We start from the raw sequence: 20613 nt of genomic DNA, 5'->3' as shown, positions 1-20613 counted from the left end.
GCCGTGGGCGCCCTCGTCACCTCTCCCGGGCCGTCAACTGCTCCACCACCGCTCCCAGCAGCCCCGCCGGGGCCCGCAGCGCGTGCAAGGCAGAGATCTTCGAGGTCAGCGGGCCGGGGGAGGTCACGATGCGCCACATCTCCAGCTTCGTGGGGTTGTCGAACTGGGCGGCGGCGAGGATGGCCCGGACGGTGTCGTCGGTACGGTCCGCGTGGAGCGGCGAGCCCAGTTTCACCTCGACCGTCGTGGCGGCGGAGGTGTCCGCGGCCTCGACCGTGACGCCGAAGCGGCCCGGCCCGCCGGTGGTCCCGGCCGGTTCGCCGTCGATGAGGACCGGGCCGGTGGGCAGGTCCGCCAGGAAGGTGACCGTCCAGGTGCGGGCGGCGGGGACGATGCCTGCGGGGCCGACCGCCGCGCCGATGCGCAGGGTGCCGCTCCCGGCGTCCCATTCCAGGGCCGTGGTGACCGTGCGGAGGTCGGTGCCGTCGCCCTGCCCGTCGTCCTCGATCAGGGTGAACGTGCCGCTGTCCGACGGTGCGACGAGCAGCTCCAGGTGTGCGGGGTTGCGGGTGGCGTCCAGGTCGTCGGGGCCGGCCAGCGGGAGGATGCCGCCGCCGCGCAGCAGGGCCGGCACCCCGTCGAGGCCGCGGTGCAGCTCGATGTGGCGGTCGCCGTCGTACGCGGTTCCGGTGAAGATGTCGGTCCAGGTGCCGGGCGGCAGCCAGGCCGGGGCGGCCCCGAGCAGCGTCACCTCGTCGCGGCGGCCGGTGATGGGCGCCACGATCAGCTCGCTGCCGAAGGCGAACTGGTTGGGCACCCGGTACGCCTCGTCGCGCTCCGGCTCGACGTGGTACATCGGGCGCACCAGAGGTGTGCCCGTGGCCGCGAGGTGGTTCATGGTGTGCAGGTACGGCACGAGCCGGTGCCGGAAGCGGAGCGCCTCGCCCATCGCCTGCCGGGGCTCGGAAGGGAACTGCCACGGTTCCTTGCGGATGAACGGGTTGTTCGCCGAGTGCAGACGCAGGACGGGGGAGAAGACCCCCAACTGCAGCCAGCGCGTCGCCAGTTCGTCGTCGCGGATGCCGCGTGTGTGGCCGCCGATGTCGTGGCTCCACCAGCCGTAGCCGATGTTGGCCGAGGACGCGGTGAACTCGGGCTGGAAGGCGAGGGATTCCCAGGACACCACCGTGTCGCCGGAGAAGCCGACGCCGTAGCGCTGGCTGCCGGGACCGGCGTAGCGGGAGAACGCCATGGGGCGGCGGCCCTCGCGCCCGGAGTCGAGGAAGTGGAAGTGGTTCAGGAGCCAGAGCGGGTCCACGTCGGGGATCCGTGACGTGCTGCCCTGCTGCCAGTCGACCCACCAGAAGTCGACGCCCTGCTCCTCCAGCGGATGGTGCAGGAGCCGGAAGTAGGCGTCGAGGAACGCCCGGTCGGTGAGGTCGAACGGGATCGTCGCGTCGGACGCGGGATCGACGCCGACCGCCCGCGCCACCGCCGGGTACGCGTCCTCGAACGGGCGCACCCCGTCGGCCGGATGCAGGTTGAGTGTGGTCTTCAGGCCCCGACGGTGCAGTTCGCCCAGGAAGGCCTCCGGGTCGGGGATGAGCTCGCGCTCCCACGAGTAGCCGGTCCAGCCGGTGCCGTACTTCGGCGGCACGGAGCCGACGCGGTGCCAGTCCATGTCGATCACGGCCACGGAGAAGGGAAGCTGCTCTGCGTCGAAGCGGTCGAACAGCTCCAGGTACTTCTCCGCGGTGTACGCGTGGTAGCGGCTCCACCAGTTGCCCAGCGTCCAGCGCGGCAGCACCGGGGGCCGCCCCGACAGCGCGTACAGCGCCCGCACCGCCTCGGCGTAGTCATGGCCGTACGCGAAGACGTACAGGTCGAGGCGGCCGGGCTCGCGCGGGGCCACCCAGCCCTCGTCGTCGAAGAGGAACGACGCCGAGTCGTCGATGGCGGCGATCCCGTCGCGGGCGGCGACACCGTCCTCCAGGGGGATCCGGCCGTCCGCGTCGTCGAGGGTGCGGGCCGTGCCGCCCAGGTTGTCCGGGCGCCGCTCGCCGAACCGCCAGCGGCCACCGGCCGGAGCCGTGACGACCAGGCCGTTGGCGCTGAACTCTCGGCGGTCGTAGAGGAGATGGAAGCGGTCCGTGGACACCTCCAGCGCGTCGTCGGTCTCCCGGACCGTGAACTTCGGCGTCGGCAGGTCGCGGTGGAGCGCGAAGCTCGACGCGCGGTCCTCGAAGGCACCGTCCTCGGACCACTCCAGGCGCAGCAGCCCCTCGGTGAGCACGGTGACCCGCCAGCGGTCGCCGCGCAGGACCGATGCGTCGCGGGCGCGGGGGTGGGCCGGGATCCTGCTGAGTGCGGTCGATGTCATTGCTTGACTGCCCCTTGGGTCACTCCGCTGATCACCCAGCGCTGGGAGAACAGGTAGACGAGTACGGTCGGTGCCATCGCCATGAGGTAGGACGCGAAGGCGATGTTGTAGTTGGTGTCGAACTTGCTCTGGAAGATGCTCTGCAGCACCGGCAGGGTCTGGAGCCCCGGATCCGCGGTGATCAACGACGGCAGCATGAAGTCGTTCCACGAGGCGAGGAACGCGAAGATGCCGACGGTCGCGTTCATCGGCGCGAGCAGCGGCACGATGATGCGCCGGAAGATCTGCCAGGTGCTCGCCCCGTCCATGCGTGCGCTCTCCTCCAGCTCCATCGGGATCGAGCGCAGGTACGCGGTGTAGAGCAGCACGCTGAAGGAGAGTTGGAAGACGATGTGCAGCAGGGCGACGCCCACGGGGCTGTCGATGTCCAGCAGCGCGGTGAGCTTGATCTGCGGCAGTGCCACCACCGGGAACGGCAGGAACATCGCGCCCAGCAGGTAGTAGAACGACCAGCGGAACAGCCGCCGGTCCCAGTTGCGGGCGATCGCGTACGCGGCGAGCGAGCTGAGCGCCAGCGTGCCGAGGACCGAGGCCGCGGCCACCGCCACGGAGATCGTGAACGAGACGGGGAAGTTCGTGATGCGCCAGGCGTCGGCGAAGCTGCTCAGGTCGATCGGCCACGGGAGGGCGAAGGCATCCCCGTCGGCCGCCTGCGAGGAGGACTTGAGGGCCATGGCGACGGTGACGTACAGCGGGACGAGGACCGTGAGCGAGGCGACGACGAGCAGCAGGGTGACCGGCCGGTTCATGGCGTCGTTGCCGCGGCGGCGGGCGCGGTTGACGGCCTTTCTCAGCGGCGGCCCGGGCCGTGTGGTGTGTTCGGACGGCGGCAGAGTGGTGGTCATGACAGCCGAAGGCCCCTTCCTCGGGTGGCAAGGAGTTGCAGCAGGGAGACCACGACCGTGAGGACGAAGAAGACCGTGGCGTTGGCCATCTGGTACGCGTAGTCGCCGCCCGAGTAGCCGCTGAAGATCTTCATCGCGACGCTGTTGGTCGCCGTCCCCGGCCCGCCGTCGGTGAGGCCCTTGATGATGTCGTAGGCGTTCAGATAGCCCTTGACGCCGAGGATCGTGTTGATGACGAGGTACCCGGAGACCAGGGGCAGGGTGATGGAGCGGAATCTGCGCCAGGCCGATGCGCCGTCGATGGAGGCCGCCTCGTACAGCTCGCCGGGGATCGACAGCAGGCCGGCGATGTAGATGAGCAGCGCGCCCGGGATCGTCTGCCAGGCGGAGACGACCATGATGGAGATCCAGGCCAGGTCGGGATTGCCGAGGATGCTCTCCTCCAGCGGCCCGAACCCGACCGAGCCGGCGATCGACGGCAGCGTGTTGGCGAACAGGTAGTTGAAGACGTACGCGGCGACGATCCCGGAGATCACCATCGGGATCACGAAGACGCTCCGCAGCGCGGCCAGGAACCGCACGCGGCTCGTCAGCCCGAGGGCCAGCGCCAGCGCGACGCTCTGCGCGAGCACCACGGTCACCAGGGCGAGACCGAGGGTGAATTTGTACGAGTCCCAGATGGCGGGGTCGGAGAACAGCGCCACGTAGTTCGTCAGGCCCGTGAACCGCCATGTGCCGAAGCCGACGTAGTCGGTGAGGCTGTAGAAGATGCCGACCAGGGCGGGGCCGAGGACCAGGCCGGTGAACAGCAGGAGCGTCGGCAGCAGAAACCAGTAGTAGAGGGGTTCGACCCGGCGCCGCCTTCGGGCGGGCGGCGCCGCGGACGCACCTCGTAGGACGGTGGGAGGCACAGCCATGAGGTCTCCTACTCGGTGGAGGAGCGGATCGCGATGCGCCGCCAGTCGGCGTCGAGCTGTCGCAGCATCGAGTCGAAGTCGCCGGTCGCGATCGCGGTCTGGAGGTAGTTGCCCACGGGGATCGACGGTGGGATGAAGGTGCCCGCACCGAGGTAGAAGGCCGCCGAGTCGACATAGGGCTGAAGTCCGGACAGCCGCGGGTCCTCGGCCGCCGGGGCGTCCTTGGTGACCCCGTACGCGAGGTTGTCCCGGTTGTAGGCGTCGATGATCCGGGGCTGCATCAGGAAGTCGACCAGTTCCTTCGCCTCGTCGGGGTGGTCCGCGCCGGTCGGGATCCACAGCGCGAGGTCGATGTTCACGCGCGCCCTGCGGTCGGCGGCCCGCTCCGTGACAGGCAGCGGGAACGTGCCGATGTCCAGGTGCGGATCGACCGCTGCGATCTGCGTCAACGCCCAGGGCCCCTGCAGATACATGGCCGCACGGCCCTTGCCGAAGGCGAGATTGCCGTCGGGGTACGAGCGGGTGGCGGCGTCGCGGTTGTAGAACTTCGTGAGCGTACGGGCCCGGTCCATGGCCGTGGCGAAGTCCTTCTGGAACGAGACCGGCGAGGACGCGCCGACGTCCGTGCCCTGCTCCTGGAGTCTGCGGAAGAACGCCGCTGTGTCGACGAGCCCGCCGACGCAGTAGTCGAACAGACCCTGCCAGACCGTCCAGACCTCCTTGCTGGTCGCGTAGATCGGTGTCACCTTCGCGGCCCGCAACTCCTTGCACACATCGACGAATTCGGACCACGTCGTCGGCACCGGAAGGCGGTACTTGGCGAAGATCTTCTTGTTGTAGATGACGCCGGCGGCGGCCAGCGAGTACGGCAGGACGCTGGTGCGCCCCGGATACGTCGCGTACTGCTCGGCGAGCTCGGCGACGCTGCCGGTGATACGGCGGGCCGCGGGCCGGTCCGAGACATCGGACAGCACACCGCGCTCGATGTACCGGGCCAGCTCCAGGTTGTTGTTGAAGCAGCCCACGTCGGCGGGCTGGGCGCGGACGAACTGCGGCGCGATGGCATCCGTGGTGTCGTGCACCACCCGCACTCCCGGCCGGCCGCGCTCGAACCTCCCCAGCACCTTGTCGAAGTAGCCGATGACCTCGCGCTTTTGCAGATAGAAGCGCATCGTCGTCCGCGACTGCCCGGCCGCGTCGCCCCCGCAGCCGGTGAGCCCGAGGGCGCCGAGCGTACCTAGGGCCCCGGCCGCCGCGACGAAGCGGCGTCGGCTCGGGCCCCGGGCACCCCGGATCGTTGCTCGCTCCGGTCCGATCGTCACCTCGTCGCCTCCTGAGGTCGGTCACGCGACCTCGGGGCGTGCGGGCCTCGGGGTGTGTGAGTTCAGTTACGGGCAGAGCGCGGCGAACTTACAGCGCTGTAAATTTAGAAGTCAACAGGTAGGGTTCGGCGCGCAGTCGGCGGAGCGTCCCACCAGGCACGGGCCCCGCGTCAGTCCACGCGGCCCCCGCGTCGGCCCACCAGGAGGCGAAGTGCCCAACGTCCGCCTGAGCGATGTCGCCCAGCACGCCGGCGTCTCGACGAAGACGGTCTCGAACGTCGTCCACGGCTATGTGCACGTCCGCGAGAGCACACGCGCCAAGGTCCAGCGCGCCATCGACGAACTGGGCTACCGGCCGAACCTGCGTGGCCGCAACCTCGCCACCGGCCGCACCGGAATGATCGCGCTCGCCTTCCCCGACCTGCGCATTCCCTATTTCGCCGAGCTGGCCCACGTGCTCTCCCTCGCGGCGGGCGAGCGCGGATACCGGCTGCTGCTCGAGGAGTCGGGCGACGCCCCGGAGGTCGAGCGCGCCATCCTCTCCGCGCAGGAGGCCGGCGTCGTCGACGGAGTGCTCCTGCAGCCCTCGTGGCTGAACTCCACGGAGATTGCCCAGCACCGCCGAGGGGTCCCGGTCGTGCTCCTGGGGGAGAGCGCCGCGCCGCTCACCGTCGACCACGTGCGCATCGACAACATCGCCGCCGCCGCGCAGGTCGTGGAGCATCTCGCCGCGCTGGGGCGCCGCCGCATCGCCTTCCTGTGCGCCGAGGAGTCGGCGCCGAGCGAGACGTCCCGACAGCGCCTCATTGGCTACCAACAGGGCCTGGAAACCTGCGGACTGCCGGTCGACACCGCCCTGATCGTCTCCGGGCGGGTGGCCGACGCGCACGCCGCAGCGGCGGCCCTCGGTGCCGCGCTCGACGGCGGCATGGCGCCGGACGCCGTCTTCTGCCGCGACGACCTGGTCGCCCTGGGCGCCCTGCGCGCGCTCGGGGAGCGCGGGCTGCGGGTACCGGAGGACGTCGCGGTCACCGGCTGGGACGACAGCACGCTCGCGTCGGCGGTGCGGCCGAGCCTGACCTGCGTACGGGCCGACGAGGCCGAACTCGCGCGGCGTGCGCTCGACTTGCTGATCGAGCGCATCGAGGGATTCGACGGGCTCGGCCGGCACGAGATCGTCCCGCACTCGCTGGTGGTGCGGGAGAGCGCGCCGGAGCCGGCTGCCTGAACAGCTCCGAAGGGGAACGCCCGGCAGTTCCCCGTTGCACATTTACAGCGATGTAAATCGATGCTGAGATAAGTGCCGGGACATCCGGACCGGAGCGGCCCCCGCGCCGCGGCATGCCCCTCGACGTACCCGGCACGACGACCCAGGGAGAGTGCATGGCCCAGGACACCCCCCGCCCCGAGTACCCGCGCCCCGGATTCGTCCGCACGGACTGGCTCAACCTCAACGGCCCGTGGCAGTTCGCCCGCGACCCCGGCGACAGCGGACTCGAACGAGGCCTGATCGAAGCCGAGTTGCCGGAGCGGATCACCGTCCCGTTCTGCCCCGAGTCGGAGCTGTCCGGTATCGGTGACACGGACTTCCACACCGCGGTCTGGTACCGGCGCACCGTGCGGGTGCCCGCCGAGTGGGCCGGGCGCAGGGCCGTCCTGCACTTCGGAGCCGTGGACCACGACGCGACGGTCTGGGTGAACGGGCGGGAAGTGGCCCGGCACAGCGGCGGGTTCACCTCGTTCAGCGCCGACCTGGGCGACGTGGCCCGCCCCGGCGAGGACGCCACCGTCGTCGTACGGGCCAGGGACGACGCCGAGGGGCCGCAGGCGCGCGGCAAGCAGTCCGACCGCTACGCCAACTACAGCTGCCTCTACACCCGCACGACGGGCATCTGGCAGACGGTGTGGATGGAACCGGTCGCCGACACCCACCTCGGCCGCCCCCGCATCACCCCCGACCTGGCCGCGGGCTGCTTCCACCTCGAACTCCCGCTGACCGGCAGCCGTAAGGGCCACCACATCCGAGCCCGCCTCACCGACGCACAGGGAACGGTGGCCGAGACCTCGGTCCCCGCCCACCTCGACCTGGCGCCGCGCCTCGTCCTGCCCATTGCCGAGGAGCGGCGCAGGAGTTGGTCGCCCGCCGACCCGCACCTGTACGAGATCCACCTCGACGTCGTCGACGCGTCCGGCGCGGTCGTCGACTCGGCGGTGTGCACGGCGGGCCTGCGTTCGGTCACCGTCGACGGCAAGCGGGTGCTGCTCAACGGCGAGCCCGTCTTCCAGCGCCTCGTCCTCGACCAGGGCTGGTACCCGGACGGACTGATGACGGCCCCCGACGACGCCGCGCTCGTCCGCGACATCGAACTCTCCCTCGCCGCAGGGTTCAACGGGGCCCGCCTGCACCAGAAGGTGTTCGAGGAGCGCTTCCTGCACCACGCCGACCGGCTCGGCTACCTGGTGTGGGGCGAGTTCGGGGACTGGGGCGCGAGCACGGGGCCCGTGAGCACCGACAACCAGCAGCCCACGAGCGGCTTCGTCGCGCAGTGGCTGGAGGCCGTCGAGCGCGACTACAACCACCCGTCGATCGTCGGCTGGTGCCCGCTCAACGAGACCCGGCAGCGGCTCTCGGACCGCCGATCCGTCCTCGACGACGTCACCCGCGCGATGTTCCTCGCCACCAAGGCCGCCGATACCACCCGTCCCGTCCTCGACGCATCCGGCTACGCACACCGCGTACCGGAGACGGACATCTACGACTCGCACTGCTACGAGCAGGACCCGGAGGTCTTCGGGAAGCTGATGAGCGGACTCGCCAAGGACGAGCCCTTCGTCAACCCGCAGGACGAGGCGCCGGACGCCACCTGGTCCGTCCCGTACCGCGGGCAGCCGTACTTCTGCAGCGAGTTCGGCGGCATCTGGTGGAACCCCGACGAGGCGCAGGCCGCCGGCGAGGACCGTGACGTGTCGTGGGGCTACGGGCAACGCCCGCGCGACGAGGAGGAGTTCCACCACCGCTTCGCCGGGCTCACCGGGGTCCTTCTCGACGACCCGGACATGTTCGGCTACTGCTACACGCAGCTCACCGACGTCTTCCAGGAGCAGAACGGCATCTACCGCTTCGACCGCTCCGAGAAGCTGGACGTGGAGCGGGTGCGCGCGGCGCAGGTGCGGCCCGCCGCCATCGAAGGGGTCATCGAAGGGGCCGTCGGAGGAGCCATCGAGGGGGCCCTGCCTGCCTGAGGTCCTCTCACAGGTGCCAACGACAGCCGCCGCCCCGCGCCTCAGCGCTGGGCGGCGGCCGCCTGTGCGAGCGCCGGCGCGGCCGCGAACAGCGCCAGGAACGCGGCGCGGACCTGATCGGCGACCGCCCCGGGGGTCGATGCGTCGAACTTGCCGTCGAGGTGCAGGAACGCGAGGCCGTGGACGAGCGCCCACACCGGCGTCCACAGCGCGTCCGGATCGGCGCCCGGAACGGCCCGGCGCACGGTGTCGCGCACGTACTCCTCGATGGCGGCGGTCGCGGCGACCCGGTCCGCGTTCTGGGGGTCGCAGGGCTCGGCGAACATCGCCCGGAACAGCGCGGGGTGGTCGAGCGCGAAGCGCACGTACGCGACGGCGACCTCCGCCAGCTCGTCGGGGGTCACGGGCGCGGGATGCGCGGCGACCAACTGCTCCGCGAGTTCGCGGTAGCCCTCGGCGGCGACCGCGGAGACGAGCGCCTCACGGTCCTCGAAGTGCCGGTAGGGCGCGGTCGGGGACACGCCCGCGCGCCGCGCGACGGCCCGCATCGACAGCGCGGCGCTGCCGTCCTCCTCGAGCAGCTCGCGCGCGGCACGCAGGCAGGCGGCGCGCAGGTCGCCGTGGTGGTACGCGGTCCCCTGTGGCACGGGTCACACCCTCTCATGTATGCACCGCTTACATTCCTTGATTAATGTGAGCGCTGTACACATTCTATGCGATCGCTCCGGGCGACCGCGCTGAGCAGGAAAGAGAGGGATTCGGATGACCAGCGAGCTGTTCTCGCCGTTGTCCCTGCGATCCGGGCAGGTCCTGGGCAACCGGATCGCGAAGGCGGCCATGGAGGAGAACCTGGCCGACGAGGGCCAGCTGCCCGGCCCGCACCTCCTGGCGCTGTACCGGCGCTGGGCCGAGGGCGGCACCGGACTGCTGATCACCGGCAACGTCATGGTGCACGCCGAGGCGCTGACCGGCCCCGCGGGCGTCGTCCTCGACGAGGCCGCACCGCTGAAGCCGTTCGCCGAATGGGCCGACGCCGGAAGGTCCGGCGGCGCGGCGATGTGGATGCAGATCAACCACCCCGGCCGCCAGGTGCAGTCCGGCATGCCCGGCGTGGTGTGGGGACCCTCCGCCGTGGGCGTCGACCTCGGGCGGCACAGCGGACGCTTCGGCCGCCCCACGGCCATGACCGCCGAGCAGATCGACGCCACGGTGCGCCGCTTCGCGGTGACGGCCCGCCGCGCCGAGGAAGCGGGCTTCGACGGCGTGGAGATCCACGCCGCGCACGGCTACCTGCTGTCCCAGTTCCTCTCCCCGCTGGTCAACAAGCGGACCGACCAGTGGGGCGGCTCGCTGGAGGACCGGACCCGGCTGCTCCTCGACATCGTGCGCGCGGTGCGCGCCGACGTCTCGCCCTCCTTCGGGGTCGGCGTGAAGCTCAACTCCGCCGACTTCCAGCGCGGCGGATTCGACGCCGACGACGCACGCCAGGTCATCGAGATGCTCGCACCGCTCGGCGTGGACCTCGTCGAACTGTCCGGCGGCAGCTACGAGAGCCCGGCGATGACCGGCCGCGCCGCCGACGACCGCACCCGCGCCCGCGAGGCCTACTTCCTCGACCTGGCGAAGGACCTGGTCGGGGCGAGCCCGCTGCCGCTCATGCTCACCGGCGGCATCACCCGCCGCGAGACCGCGGAGCAGGTCCTCGACAGCGGGGTGGCGCTCGTCGGAATCGGCACGGCCCTCTCCGTCACCCCCGACCTGCCCGCCCGCTGGCTCCGCGACCGCGAGGCGGACCGGCACATGCGGCCGGTGAACTGGTCCGACAAGGCCCTCGCCTCCGCCGCCGGCATGGCGCAGGTCCGCCACCAGATGCGCCGTATCGCCGAAGGCCGGGACCCCAAACCGGGCACCCACCCGGCGCGCGCCCTGCTGTGCGAGCAGGGTCGGCAGCGACGCGCCCTGCGCCGCTACCGCACCTGGCTGACCACGACCCGGCACACGGACACGACCGCGGACCGGGCCGCGTGACGCACCGCGAAACCCCGGGACGGCTTGCGCACCGCGTATGAGACACGACGATGAATGAGGGAGGAGACAGAACCGATGTCGTCAGCTCCGCAGGACATGGTGACGGTCGATCTGGGCGGCCGTACGGTCACGGTCCCCAAGGGCGGCCTCTACGACCGGTACCGGATGGACACCGACCTGGACGAAGTCGCCCGCGACCCGCGCGTCAGCGGCGTGGACTTCTTCCGGCGGCTGCCCAAGACCGAGGTCGACTCCCCGATCGGGGCCACACTCACCCCGAACTTCTACTACCGCATCTCGACCGCCCGGCTCACGATGCTCGCCCGCACCCGCGCCATCCGCGCCCGGCGGCACGCCGCCCACGCTGGACCGGCTCAGCATGTCCCGCACCGCCGGACTGCCGTCCAAGCTGCGCGGGGTCGCCCAGTACCTCGACTCCATCCAGGACGAGCTGAACAGGCCGAGGGACCTGAAGGAGATCGACCCGGACGCGTTCGACCTCGTCTTCTACCCCGGCGGACACGGCCCCATGGAGGACCTCGCCGTCGACCCGGTCTCGGGCGCCCTGCTCACCCGCGTACTGCACTCCGGTACACCGCTCGCGCTGCTGTGCCACGCGCCCGCCGCCACGCTCGCGGCCGAGAACGAGGACGGATCCTGGCCGTTCGCCGGATACCGGATGACGGGCCTGTCCAACCTGGAGGAGAAGCTCAACGGTTTCGGCCGCAAGGCGATCTGGTACCTGGAGGACCGGCTGCGCGAGGGCGGCGCCGACTACCGCAAGGGACGGCTGCCGCTGCGTCCGTTCACGACCGTCGACCGGAACCTCTACACCGGGCAGAACCCCGCGTCCTCCGAACTGCTCGCCAAGCGACTCGTGGAGGACCTGACCGCCTGAACGTCGCGCTCGGCACCACTCTTGGAGGTCACCGCATGACAGCGAAGCCTGTGCAGATCACCGCCATCGTCGTCGACGCCGAGGATCCCGAACGGCTGGCCGCGTTCTGGTCGGAGGTGCTCGGGCGGCCCGTCGAGAGCCGTACGGGGCCGTACATCTGGCTGCGGCGCGAGGGCGGCCTGGTGTTCGGGTTCCAGCGGAATCCGCACCCCACGCCCGGCAAGGACCGCATGCACATCGACCTCACCTCGCCCGATCTGGCGGCCGAGCAGCAGCGGGTGGAGGCACTCGGCGGACGGCGCCTGACGGAGTACGACGAAGGCGGGTTCCTGGTGATGGCGGATCCCGAGGGCAACGAGTTCTGCATCCTCCCCGAAGGGGATGTCGCCCTCGACGACGAGGGGCGCGCCCACTACCTGGACTGATCCGCCTGCGCGGGACGACCCTCCGACGCGCGTGAGCCCGGCACAGCTCCCTCCGCAGCCGTACTGTCCGGCAGTGCCCCCGCCGTCTCGTACCGCCGCGCCCCGAACCGGTACACGAGCACCAGGACCGCGAAGAACGGCAGACCCGCCTTCCACGAGTCCTCCAGGCCCTCGATGAACACGGTGGAGACCAGGATCGCCGCGAGGGCGAGTGCCGCCGCGACCGTGGTGAAGGGCGCGCCGCGCAGCCGGGCCGGTGAGGCGGGCAGGCCGTGCCGGGTGCGGTGGCGGCGGAACGACAGGTGCGTGGCCAGGATGAGGATCCACACCACCAGGGCGCCGAACACCGAGATGCCGAAGAGCAGGATGTACGCCGTGTCCTCGGAGTGCACCGACAGGAGCGCGGCGGCGCCCAGGCCGACCCCGGAGACGGCGAGCGCCCGGTGCGGGACGCCCCGCTTGCCGACGCGGGCGAACAGGCGCGGCGCGTGCCGGTCCACCGCCAGGGAGTGGATCATGCGGGTGGCCAGGTAGGTGTTGGCGTTGGCGCTGGAGAGGGCAGCGGTGAGCACGACGAAGTTCATGATGCCGGCCGCCGCCGGGATGCCCGCGACGTCGAAGAGTTGCACGAAGGGGCTCGCGGTGACGTCGCCGCCCTTCGCCGTGCGCGTCCACGGCACGACGGTCACGACGACCGCCATGGCCAGCACGTAGAACAGCGCGAGACGTACGACCATCCGCCGGGCCGCGCGCGGGATGTCCCGCACCGGGTTCTCGGACTCGGCCGCCGTCACCGCGATGATCTCGGTGCCGATGTAGCTGAAGATGACGAAGACGAAGGCGGTCGCGAGCCCGGACATGCCGTGGGGAAGCAGCCCGCCGTGCCCTGAGAGATTCGAGGTGCCGACCGCCGGATGGCCGGGCAGGCCGAGGAAGACGTACGCGCAGCCGAGCAGCACGAAGACACCGATCGCGGTGATCTTGATCGTGGAGAACCAGTACTCCAGGCGTCCGAACACCCCGACGCTCAGCGCGTTCGCCGCGAGCAGCAGCAGCGAGAACGCCACCACCGGCAGCCACAGCGGCAGTTGGGGCCACCAGAAGCGGACGTAGATACCGGCCGCGATCACCTCGCCGCCGATCGCGATCACCTGGATCGTCCAGTACGTCCAGCGGATCACGAACCCGGCCAGCGGGCCCAGGTAGTGCCGCGCGATGCTGCCGAAGGAGCCGGCCGCCGGATGCACGGACGTCATCTCGGCGAGCGCCCAGCCGATCACCAGGGCGATCAGCGCGCAGAGCACGTAGGCGATCACGGTGGCGGGGCCCGCGGCCGAGATCGCGAGACTCGAACCGAGGAACAGACCCGTGCCGATGGCGCCGCCGAGCCCCATCATGCTGAGCTGACGTCCGGTCAGCGACCTTTTCAGGCCGTGGTCCTGCGGTGGTGCCGAGTGCGTGCGGGGATCGTCGGGCATGTCACTCGCTCCGTGGTGGGTGCGGTGTTCCTGGACGGGCTGCTACTTGGCGCGTATCTCGGCGAGCGCGGCGGTCAGCGCGTCGACGTCGGCGGGGGTGTTGTAGTAGTGGAACGAGACGCGGAGCAGGGTGCCGCGCGGGCTGGTGACGATGCGGCGCTCGCCGAGCGCGGCGGCCAGCGCGTCCGGTGCCGGGTCGGCGATCGCCACCTGCGGGCCGCGCAGTTCGGGATCCGCGGGCGAGGCCAGGGTCTCGCCGGCCTCGGTGAGGCAACGGTGGGCGTACGCGGTGAGCTCGCGGATGTGCGCCTCGACGTCCTTCGCGTCGACCTCCGCGAGGGTGCGCAGCCCGGCCGCGGCGGCGTACGCGGAGGGGATCGACGGCGTGCCCGTCTCGAAACGCCGCGCGGTGTCAGGGAAGTCGAGCGTCCGCGGATCGAAGCCGAAGGGGTCGACGCGCCCGAACCACCCGGTGAGCTGCGGTGCCACCTCGTCGCGCACACCGCCCCGCACATACAGGAAGGCGATCCCGGGCACTCCGAGGAGGTACTTCAGCGCGCCGCACACCAGGTAGTCGCAGTCCAACTCCCGTACATCGACCGGGAGTGTGCCGAGTCCCTGGTACGCGTCGATGAACACCCGCGCTCCCGCGGCCCGCGCCGCCCGGACGGTCTCCGCGACCGGGAGCCGGACGCCGTTGCGGTACGAGACGAGCGGGACGGAGACGAGATGCGTGGAGTCGTCGATGGCGTCCGTGTACGCGGCGGCGTGGACGATGCCGTCCTCGTCCGGCACGTGCCGCACCTGCGCGCCCCGCGCTCCCTGTGCCAGCCAGACGTGCGCGACGGACGGGAACTCCATGTCCGTCGTGACCAGGCCCGGCCGCCGCGACCAGTCCAGCGTGGACGCCACCTGGTACGCCCCGTCGGAGGCGCAGGGCACCACCGCGATCTCGTCCGTGCCTGCGCCGATGTGCGCGGCGAACGCGGCGCGCGCGGCATCGACCTGCACCATCCACTCGCCCCAGGGCGCGCCGTGGCTGCGCATCGACCACTGGAACTCCTGGAGCGCCGCCAGGACGTGCTCGGACGCCGCTCCCTGGCTGCAACTGGCCAGGTGGACCGTGTCCTTGAGGGAGGGGAACCGGGCGCGGAAGCGTTCGGGGGTGTTCGGGGCGTCGATCGGCACGGGGCGACTCGCATTCAATCCCGGTGAACGTGTTCAGTGCGGGTGATCGAACCAGTCCGGTGTGTGCCACGTCAATGGGTGTGCGGGCGCGGGTACTTGTGGGCCGGGGTCAGCGGCTGGGCGGCGTGACACTCACCAAGAAGCGCGCGGTCCCCGCCCCCTCGTTCACGTACCGGTGCGGGAGGCGGGAGTCGAAGGTAACGCTGTCGCCGGGCCCCAACTCGTGGCGTCCGTCACCCGCTTCGACGACCAGGCTGCCACTCAGCACCAGCACGCACTCCTCGGACGGATGGCTGTACCGGGCGTCGGAGGACGCGCCGCCCGGCTCCAGCGTGCCCTCCAGGACCTCGAGCCGCGCCGACCCGGCCGACACCCGTGTGTACGCGATCCCGCCCTCCGGCGAGCGCACCTGGATCCGACGCTCGCGCCGCACCAGCGCGACCTCCTCCGCCTCGTCCTGCCGGAACAGGTCGAACAGCGGCAGCCCGAGGGCGGCCGAGAGCCGGCGCAGTGTCTCCAGGCTGGGGTCGGTGAGCCCGCGCTCGACCTGGCTGACGAGGCCGGTCGACACCCCGGCCCGCTCGGCCAGCGCCCGCACCGTCATCCCTCGGGTCTTGCGCACCTCGCGTATCCGATTGCCGATCACGGGGCGAGGTTAGACCAGATCCGCTCTGCGTCGGAGGGGCCGGTCAGTGGATGCGCCGCGCCGCCCCCGCCCACGCCTTGTCGCGCAGCACGTACTTCTGGATCTTCCCGGTCGACGTCTTGGGCAGCTCGCCGAACGTCACCGTCTTCGGCGCCTTGAAGCGGGCGAGGCGGCCACGGACATGCTCGATGATCTCCGCGTCGGTGGCCGACGTGCCCTCCCGGAGGGTCACGTACGCGGCCGGGACCTCGCCCCAGCGCGCGTCGGGGACCGCGATCACCGCCGCCTCCAGGACCGCCGGGTGGTCCATGATGGCCTGCTCGACCTCGACCGACGCGATGTTCTCGCCGCCCGAGACGATGACGTCCTTGGAGCGGTCGCGCAGCTCCACGTACCCGTCGGGGTGCACGACCCCGATGTCGCCGGTGCGGAACCAGCCGTCCGGGGCGGCGGCCCGGGTGGCCTCCGGGTCGTCCAGGTAGCCGAGCATGACGTTGTTGCCGCGCAGCGCGATCTGGCCGGTGCTCGCGCCGTCCGCCGGGACGTCGGTGCCGTCGTCGGCGATGACGCGGGCCGTGCACGAGATCATGTTGCCGACGCCCTGGCGTGCCTTCAGGCGGGCCTGCGCCGCGCCGTCGAGGGTGTCCCACTCGGGGCGCCAGTCGCACAGCATCGCGGGCCCGTACGTCTCCGTGAGCCCGTACAGGTGCGTGACGTCGAAGCCCAACTCGCCCATCCGGCGCAGGATCGCGGGGGAGGGCGGGGCGCCGCCGGTCGCCATGCGGATGGTGCGTCCCTGCGGCAGTGGGGCCGCGTCCGGGGCGTAGGCGATCATCGACAGGACCGTGGGCGCGCCGTTCAGGTGGGTCACGCCCTCCTCGCGGATCAGCCGCCACACCTCGGCGGGGTCGAGCTTCGGCAGGCACACGTGCGTGGCCGCCGCCGCGGTCACCGCCCAAGGGAAGCACCAGCCGTTGCAGTGGAACATCGGCAGCGTCCAGAGATGGACCGACGACGGGGTGAGCCCCGTGTGGCCGACCATCGCCACGGATTGCAGATAGGCGCCCCTGTGGTGGTACATCACGCCTTTGGGACGACCCGTCGTGCCCGACGTGTAGTTGACGGCGAGGAGCGAGCGTTCGTCCGAGGGGGTGTGGTGGAGCGGTTCGGCCCCGGCGAGCAGGGCCTCGTACTCCGCGCCCGCCCTGATCCGACGGGGCGGACTGTCCAGGCGGGCCAGCGCGTCGTCGACCAGCACGTCGAACGACGGGTCGTGGATCAGCACCGACGCCTTCGAATGGCTCAGGATGTACGCCACTTCGGCCGCCGCGAGCCGCGTGTTCACCGCCACCAGCGGCGCGCCGGCCCATGGCACCCCGAAGTGCGCCTCCAGGAGGACGTGCGTGTTCGGCGCGAGCACCGCCACGGGCCGCCCGTCGGCCAGCGGCGCGAGAGCGCCCGCCAGGCGGGTGCAGCGGTCGTGCAACTCCGCGTAGGTCCAGCGCCGTTCGCCGTCGACGACCCCGATCCGGTCGCCGTGCGCGGCGGCGGCGCGGTCCAGGTACGCGGTGGGTGTCAGCGGCTCGTACGACAGGGCGTCGGGCCCGGTGACGGTTTCCGGCATGGCGGCCTCCTGGGGGCGGGCGGGGTCCCGAACCGGCTCTACCCCGTCCGCTGCCCGCCAAGCCGGGGAAACGGCGCCCGCCGTGTCTCACCCGCGAGAATGCCGAAAGCGTGCTCAGGCGCTCGCCAGCTCCGTGTCCAGCGCGGCGGTGAGCCAGTCGTGGGCCGTGCCCGGAGTCGGCTCCGGGCGGGCGCCCTCGGCGGTCGTCACCTCGGTCACCAGATCCCAGTAGCGGTCGAGGCGCGGGTCGGCCGCGAGCTGCCGGGCGAGTCCACGACGGAAGGCGGCCGTGTCGGGGGAGCGGGTCACGCTCGCGTACGTGGCGACGAAGCAGTCGAGGGCCTCGCCCGGAGCGGGCGCGTCACCCACCCGTATGCGGTGCGCCGCCAGGTCGTACGACTCGGCCAACCCGGCGTACAGGACGGCGGACTCGCGCGCGCCCACGCTGCTGTGCGCGGCGGGCTGGGTGGGGCCCTGATCCGGTGTGCAGGGGCGGGACACCATCGCGCACAACCGGGCGAAGGCCAGCACCTGGGACGGGGAAGGGGCCTCGGGCGGCTGTGGAACGGCGGCGTCGAGGAACGCGGAGCGCGCCGCGGCCGGCATCCGTGGCGGCAGCCAGCCGCGCCAGAACCTGGCCAGCGGCGCCGTGCTCGGCGGTGTGTCCAGCGCGCCGACGAGCCGGAGCCGGTCCGCCCGCTCGCCCGGCGGGCACTCCTGGACAAGCCGGAGCGCCGCCTCCTGCCAGCGCAGCGCGCTGAGCCGCGAGCCGAGGGTGCGCAGCTGACCCGCGACGGCGTCCTCGAGAACGCCGTCCGCACCCGCCCGCTCGTCGACGATGCGGCGCACCTCGGCGACGGGCAGGCCCAGGCCGCGCAGCGAGCGGATCGTCCGGAGCCGGTCCAGGGCGTCGGAGCCGTACCGGCGGTGTCCGCCCGCGCTGCGGGTGCGCTCGGGCAGCAGTCCGTTGTCCGAGTAGAAGCGGACGGTCTTCACGGTCGTGCCCGCGTGCTCGGCGAGCTCACCGATGCTCCACAGGCCGTCGGGCGGCACGGTCACTTGAACCTCCCTCAGGGGGAGTTCCTAACGTACCGCCCACCGCTGACAACCACTGAGGGAGGACGTGGAGATGACGGAGTTCGTGCTGGTGCCGGGCCTGTTCACGGGCCCGGACGCGTGGCGGGAGACAGCCGGGAAACTGGCGGCCGAAGGCGCGCAGGTGCATATGGCGGACCTCGGACCGGCCAGGGACTTGGAGGCGCACATCGCACGGGTCGTGGCGGCCATCGACGCCGTCCCCGAGGGGCGGGACATCGTGCTCGTCGGACACGACTACGGCGCGTATCCGGCCGTGGGCGCCGCGGACCTGCGGGCCGACCGGGTCGCACGGATCGTGTACCTCGACACGGGGCCGGTGCCGGACGGAGCCATGGCCCTTGCCGCGGTGCCCGACCAGGAGCTGCGCGAGCGCCTCGCCGAGGCAGGCGACACCGAGGGATTGCTGCCCGCGCCGACCACGGGGGAGTGGGCGCGCTGGGGAAGCACCTCGGGCGTATCGGACGAGGCTCTGGAGCGGCTGGCCGCGCGCGCCGCGCCGCAACCGCTCGGCACCCTGTTGCAGCCTTTGCGTCTGACCGGAGCGGCGAGCGACCTGCCGACCACCGGAGTGCTCTGCGCGGACAGCGGCGCGACCATCGACACGGTCCGCATGCTGCTCCGCTTCGGCGATCCGACGATCAAGGCGCTCGTCCGCCCGGACGTGACGTTCTTCGAACTGCCCACCGGGCACTGGCCGATGGTGTCGTGCCCGGACCAGCTCGCCGAGGTGCTGTTGAAGGCGGCGGCCGACGAAGGGACGCGTCTGGAACCCGTGGAGGAGACGGATGCGTCGGGGGAGTCGGCGCAGTCCGGATACCTGCGGCCGTTCCTCCTCGATGTACCGGAGATCCCGCGCGAACGGCGCGGGGCCATCGACCTGTACGTACCGGAAGACGCGCAGGAGCCGCGCCCCGCGATCGTGTTCGTGCACGGGGGACCCGTGCCGGCGCAGGCACGACCGACTCCGCGCGACTGGCCGACCTACGTCGGCTACGCCCGGTACGCGGCGTCGCGCGGCGCGATCGGCGTCACCCTCGACCACCGGCTGCACGCGGTCACCGCGTATCCGGCGGCGGCCGACGACGTGGCCGCGGCGGTGGCAGAGGTGCGCGCCGATCCGAGGGTCGACGCGGACCGGATCGCGCTGTGGTTCTTCTCGGGCGGCGGCCCGCTGTCGGCGCCGTGGCTGAGCGAGGCCCCGCCGTGGCTGCGCTGCCTGGCGGCGAACTACCCGATCATGGCGCCCCTGCCGAGCTGGGGCGTGAACGACCCCGGGTTCCGCCCGGCGGACGTGGTGGCGCGCGGGGGGACGCCGCCGTTCGTCCTGATCCGGGTCGGCCTGGAGGCGTCCGCGGTGGCGGCGACGGTGGCCGAATTCGTGGGGGCGGCGGAGGTGGGCGGCGCCCCGGTCGAGGTGATCGACGTACCGGGCGCGCCGCACGCCTTCGAGGGCCTCGACCACACCGACTCCGCGCGCGAGGCGGTGCGGGAGGCGATGGAACGCGTCCTGGCCAAGCTCACGGCGAAGCTCACGGAGGAGTGAGGGCGCGGGCGGGCCGGAGAAGTCACCCTTCGTACAGCTCGGTCAGCAGGGCGATGGCCGCGTGCGTGCTCGGGTGCGGATCCCGCTCGTTCCATATGACCCGCACCGGCACCGGATCCGCGCCCGACACCGGGCGGTAGACGACACCCTCGCGCCGGTACTGGGCAAGGGTGGCCTGCGGGGTGACGCCGACGCAGCGCCCGGTGGCGATGGCCGCGAGCCAGTCGTCGACGTCGGCCGTGTACTCGATGGAGCCGTGCGGCTCGCCCGGCCACAGGTCGGCGGTGGTGGTACCGGTGCGCCGGTCCACCGCCACCGTGCGTTCACGGATGTCCGCGAGGGGCACGCGGCGGCGTCCGGCCCAGGGGTCGTCGGTGGCCATGACGACGTAGCGGGGTTCGTGGCCGACGACTGCGGAGGCGTAGCGGCGGCGCAGGTCGGTGCGGTGGCGGACGACGGCCAGATCGCAGGCGGCCTCGGCCAGGCCGCCCGTGGGGCTGTTGTGCCGCACCAGGAGCAGCTCGACGTCGGGATACCGCTGGTGCCAGCGCCGCTGGAACTCGGTCGTGTGCCGCCCGAACGCTCCCCAGGCGTGCCCGATCCGCAGCCGCGTGTGGCCCGTGGTGGCCTCGCGCACGAGGTTCTCGGCCTCGGTGAGCAGCTGCCGGGCGCGGTGGACGACCCGGACGCCGGCGGTGGTGGGCGTGACGGCGCGGCTCGTGCGGTGCAGGAGGCGTACGCCGAGCACGGTCTCCAGGGCGTGCAGGGTGCGGGACACCGAGGCCTGGGACACGTCGAGTTGGATGGCGGCGTCGGTGAAGGTGCCCGTGTCGACGATCGCGAGCAGACAGCGCAGATGTCGCAGTTCCAGGCCGGCGAGCGCGCTTCCTTCATCCATACGTCCAGCGTATGCGAAAG

16 protein-coding genes and 2 pseudogenes are annotated in these 20613 nt (G+C 71.8%); 7 read left to right on the top strand and 11 right to left on the bottom strand.

The window, feature by feature from the left end:
- Positions 1–16 precede the first annotated feature (16 nt).
- The 4 genes from ACY34M_RS39480 to ACY34M_RS39465 are packed head-to-tail and all read right to left on the bottom strand — an operon-like array spanning position 17 to position 5524.
- The gene (locus tag ACY34M_RS39480; RefSeq protein ID WP_462723279.1) at positions 17–2380 is read right to left on the bottom strand and encodes a glycoside hydrolase family 31 protein; all 2364 of its coding nucleotides are present in this window, start codon (positions 2378–2380) and stop codon (positions 17–19) included.
- A complete protein-coding gene (locus ACY34M_RS39475) occupies positions 2377–3285 on the bottom strand; it encodes a carbohydrate ABC transporter permease (protein WP_462723280.1) in 909 nt (302 codons plus the stop codon). Before ACY34M_RS39475 ends, ACY34M_RS39480 begins: the two co-directional genes overlap by 4 nt.
- Positions 3282–4202 carry a carbohydrate ABC transporter permease gene (locus tag ACY34M_RS39470; RefSeq protein ID WP_462723281.1) on the bottom strand — a complete coding sequence of 307 codons (921 nt, stop codon included), beginning with the start codon at positions 4200–4202 and terminating at the stop codon, positions 3282–3284. The genes ACY34M_RS39475 and ACY34M_RS39470 overlap by 4 nt, the downstream gene beginning before the upstream one ends.
- An 8-nt stretch (positions 4203–4210) precedes the next feature.
- Positions 4211–5524: an ABC transporter substrate-binding protein gene (locus tag ACY34M_RS39465; protein ID WP_462723282.1), complete on the bottom strand. Its 1314-nt coding sequence runs from the start codon at positions 5522–5524 to the stop codon at positions 4211–4213.
- A gap of 211 nt (positions 5525–5735) precedes the next feature.
- On the opposite strand from ACY34M_RS39465, the gene ACY34M_RS39460 reads away from it, so the two are divergent.
- Positions 5736–6752, top strand: coding sequence for a LacI family DNA-binding transcriptional regulator (locus ACY34M_RS39460; RefSeq protein ID WP_462723283.1), 1017 nt, complete (start codon positions 5736–5738; stop codon positions 6750–6752).
- 155 nt (positions 6753–6907) lie between these two features.
- Positions 6908–8767 (top strand): glycoside hydrolase family 2 protein, encoded by a 1860-nt coding sequence (locus tag ACY34M_RS39455; protein WP_462723284.1) that lies wholly within the window; start codon positions 6908–6910, stop codon positions 8765–8767.
- Positions 8768–8808: 41 nt separating this feature from the next.
- Here the strand turns inward: ACY34M_RS39455 and ACY34M_RS39450 are convergent, their stop codons facing one another.
- Complete coding sequence (locus ACY34M_RS39450) at positions 8809–9414, bottom strand: TetR/AcrR family transcriptional regulator (protein WP_462723285.1); 606 nt, start codon at positions 9412–9414, stop codon at positions 8809–8811.
- A gap of 115 nt (positions 9415–9529) precedes the next feature.
- Between ACY34M_RS39450 and ACY34M_RS39445 the strand changes: the two genes are divergently transcribed.
- The 4 genes and pseudogenes from ACY34M_RS39445 (at position 9530) to ACY34M_RS39430 (ending at position 12118) form a co-directional block, all read left to right on the top strand.
- The gene (locus ACY34M_RS39445) at positions 9530–10795 is read left to right on the top strand and encodes an NADH:flavin oxidoreductase/NADH oxidase family protein (protein WP_462723286.1); all 1266 of its coding nucleotides are present in this window, start codon (positions 9530–9532) and stop codon (positions 10793–10795) included.
- Positions 10796–10870: 75 nt separating this feature from the next.
- Positions 10871–11143 (top strand): annotated as a pseudogene (locus tag ACY34M_RS39440) (acetoacetate decarboxylase family protein); the annotation flags it as partial.
- Positions 11133–11693 (top strand): annotated as a pseudogene (locus tag ACY34M_RS39435) (type 1 glutamine amidotransferase domain-containing protein); the annotation flags it as partial. The pseudogenes ACY34M_RS39440 and ACY34M_RS39435, both read left to right, overlap by 11 nt.
- Positions 11694–11728: 35 nt before the next feature.
- Positions 11729–12118 (top strand): VOC family protein, encoded by a 390-nt coding sequence (locus ACY34M_RS39430; protein WP_462723331.1) that lies wholly within the window; start codon positions 11729–11731, stop codon positions 12116–12118.
- Here ACY34M_RS39430 and ACY34M_RS39425 read toward each other — a convergent pair.
- From ACY34M_RS39425 to ACY34M_RS39405, 5 genes are all read right to left on the bottom strand, one after another.
- The gene (locus ACY34M_RS39425) at positions 12106–13596 is read right to left on the bottom strand and encodes an amino acid permease (protein WP_462723287.1); all 1491 of its coding nucleotides are present in this window, start codon (positions 13594–13596) and stop codon (positions 12106–12108) included. The genes ACY34M_RS39430 and ACY34M_RS39425 overlap by 13 nt on opposite strands.
- 42 nt (positions 13597–13638) lie before the next feature.
- Complete coding sequence (locus tag ACY34M_RS39420) at positions 13639–14784, bottom strand: aminotransferase class V-fold PLP-dependent enzyme (protein WP_462723288.1); 1146 nt, start codon at positions 14782–14784, stop codon at positions 13639–13641.
- A 109-nt stretch (positions 14785–14893) separates the two neighbouring features.
- Entirely contained in the window at positions 14894–15430 is a 537-nt protein-coding gene (locus ACY34M_RS39415) for a helix-turn-helix domain-containing protein (RefSeq protein ID WP_462723289.1), read from the bottom strand.
- A gap of 43 nt (positions 15431–15473) precedes the next feature.
- On the bottom strand, positions 15474–17054 hold the full coding sequence (locus ACY34M_RS39410) for an AMP-binding protein (RefSeq protein ID WP_462723290.1): 1581 nt from the start codon (positions 17052–17054) through the stop codon (positions 15474–15476).
- Positions 17055–17168: 114 nt separating this feature from the next.
- A complete protein-coding gene (locus ACY34M_RS39405; protein WP_462723291.1) occupies positions 17169–18113 on the bottom strand; it encodes a helix-turn-helix domain-containing protein in 945 nt (314 codons plus the stop codon).
- A gap of 70 nt (positions 18114–18183) precedes the next feature.
- On the opposite strand from ACY34M_RS39405, the gene ACY34M_RS39400 reads away from it, so the two are divergent.
- Complete coding sequence (locus ACY34M_RS39400) at positions 18184–19695, top strand: alpha/beta fold hydrolase (RefSeq protein ID WP_462723292.1); 1512 nt, start codon at positions 18184–18186, stop codon at positions 19693–19695.
- Positions 19696–19717: 22 nt separating this feature from the next.
- Here ACY34M_RS39400 and ACY34M_RS39395 read toward each other — a convergent pair whose 3' ends face one another.
- Positions 19718–20593: a LysR family transcriptional regulator gene (locus ACY34M_RS39395; RefSeq protein WP_462723293.1), complete on the bottom strand. Its 876-nt coding sequence runs from the start codon at positions 20591–20593 to the stop codon at positions 19718–19720.
- Positions 20594–20613 lie beyond the last annotated feature (20 nt).

It is taken from the genome of Streptomyces sp. EDA2-14, assembly GCF_054963755.1.
Note: the sequence above shows the minus strand (reverse complement) of the source record. Positions and strands in the feature narration are given on the sequence as shown.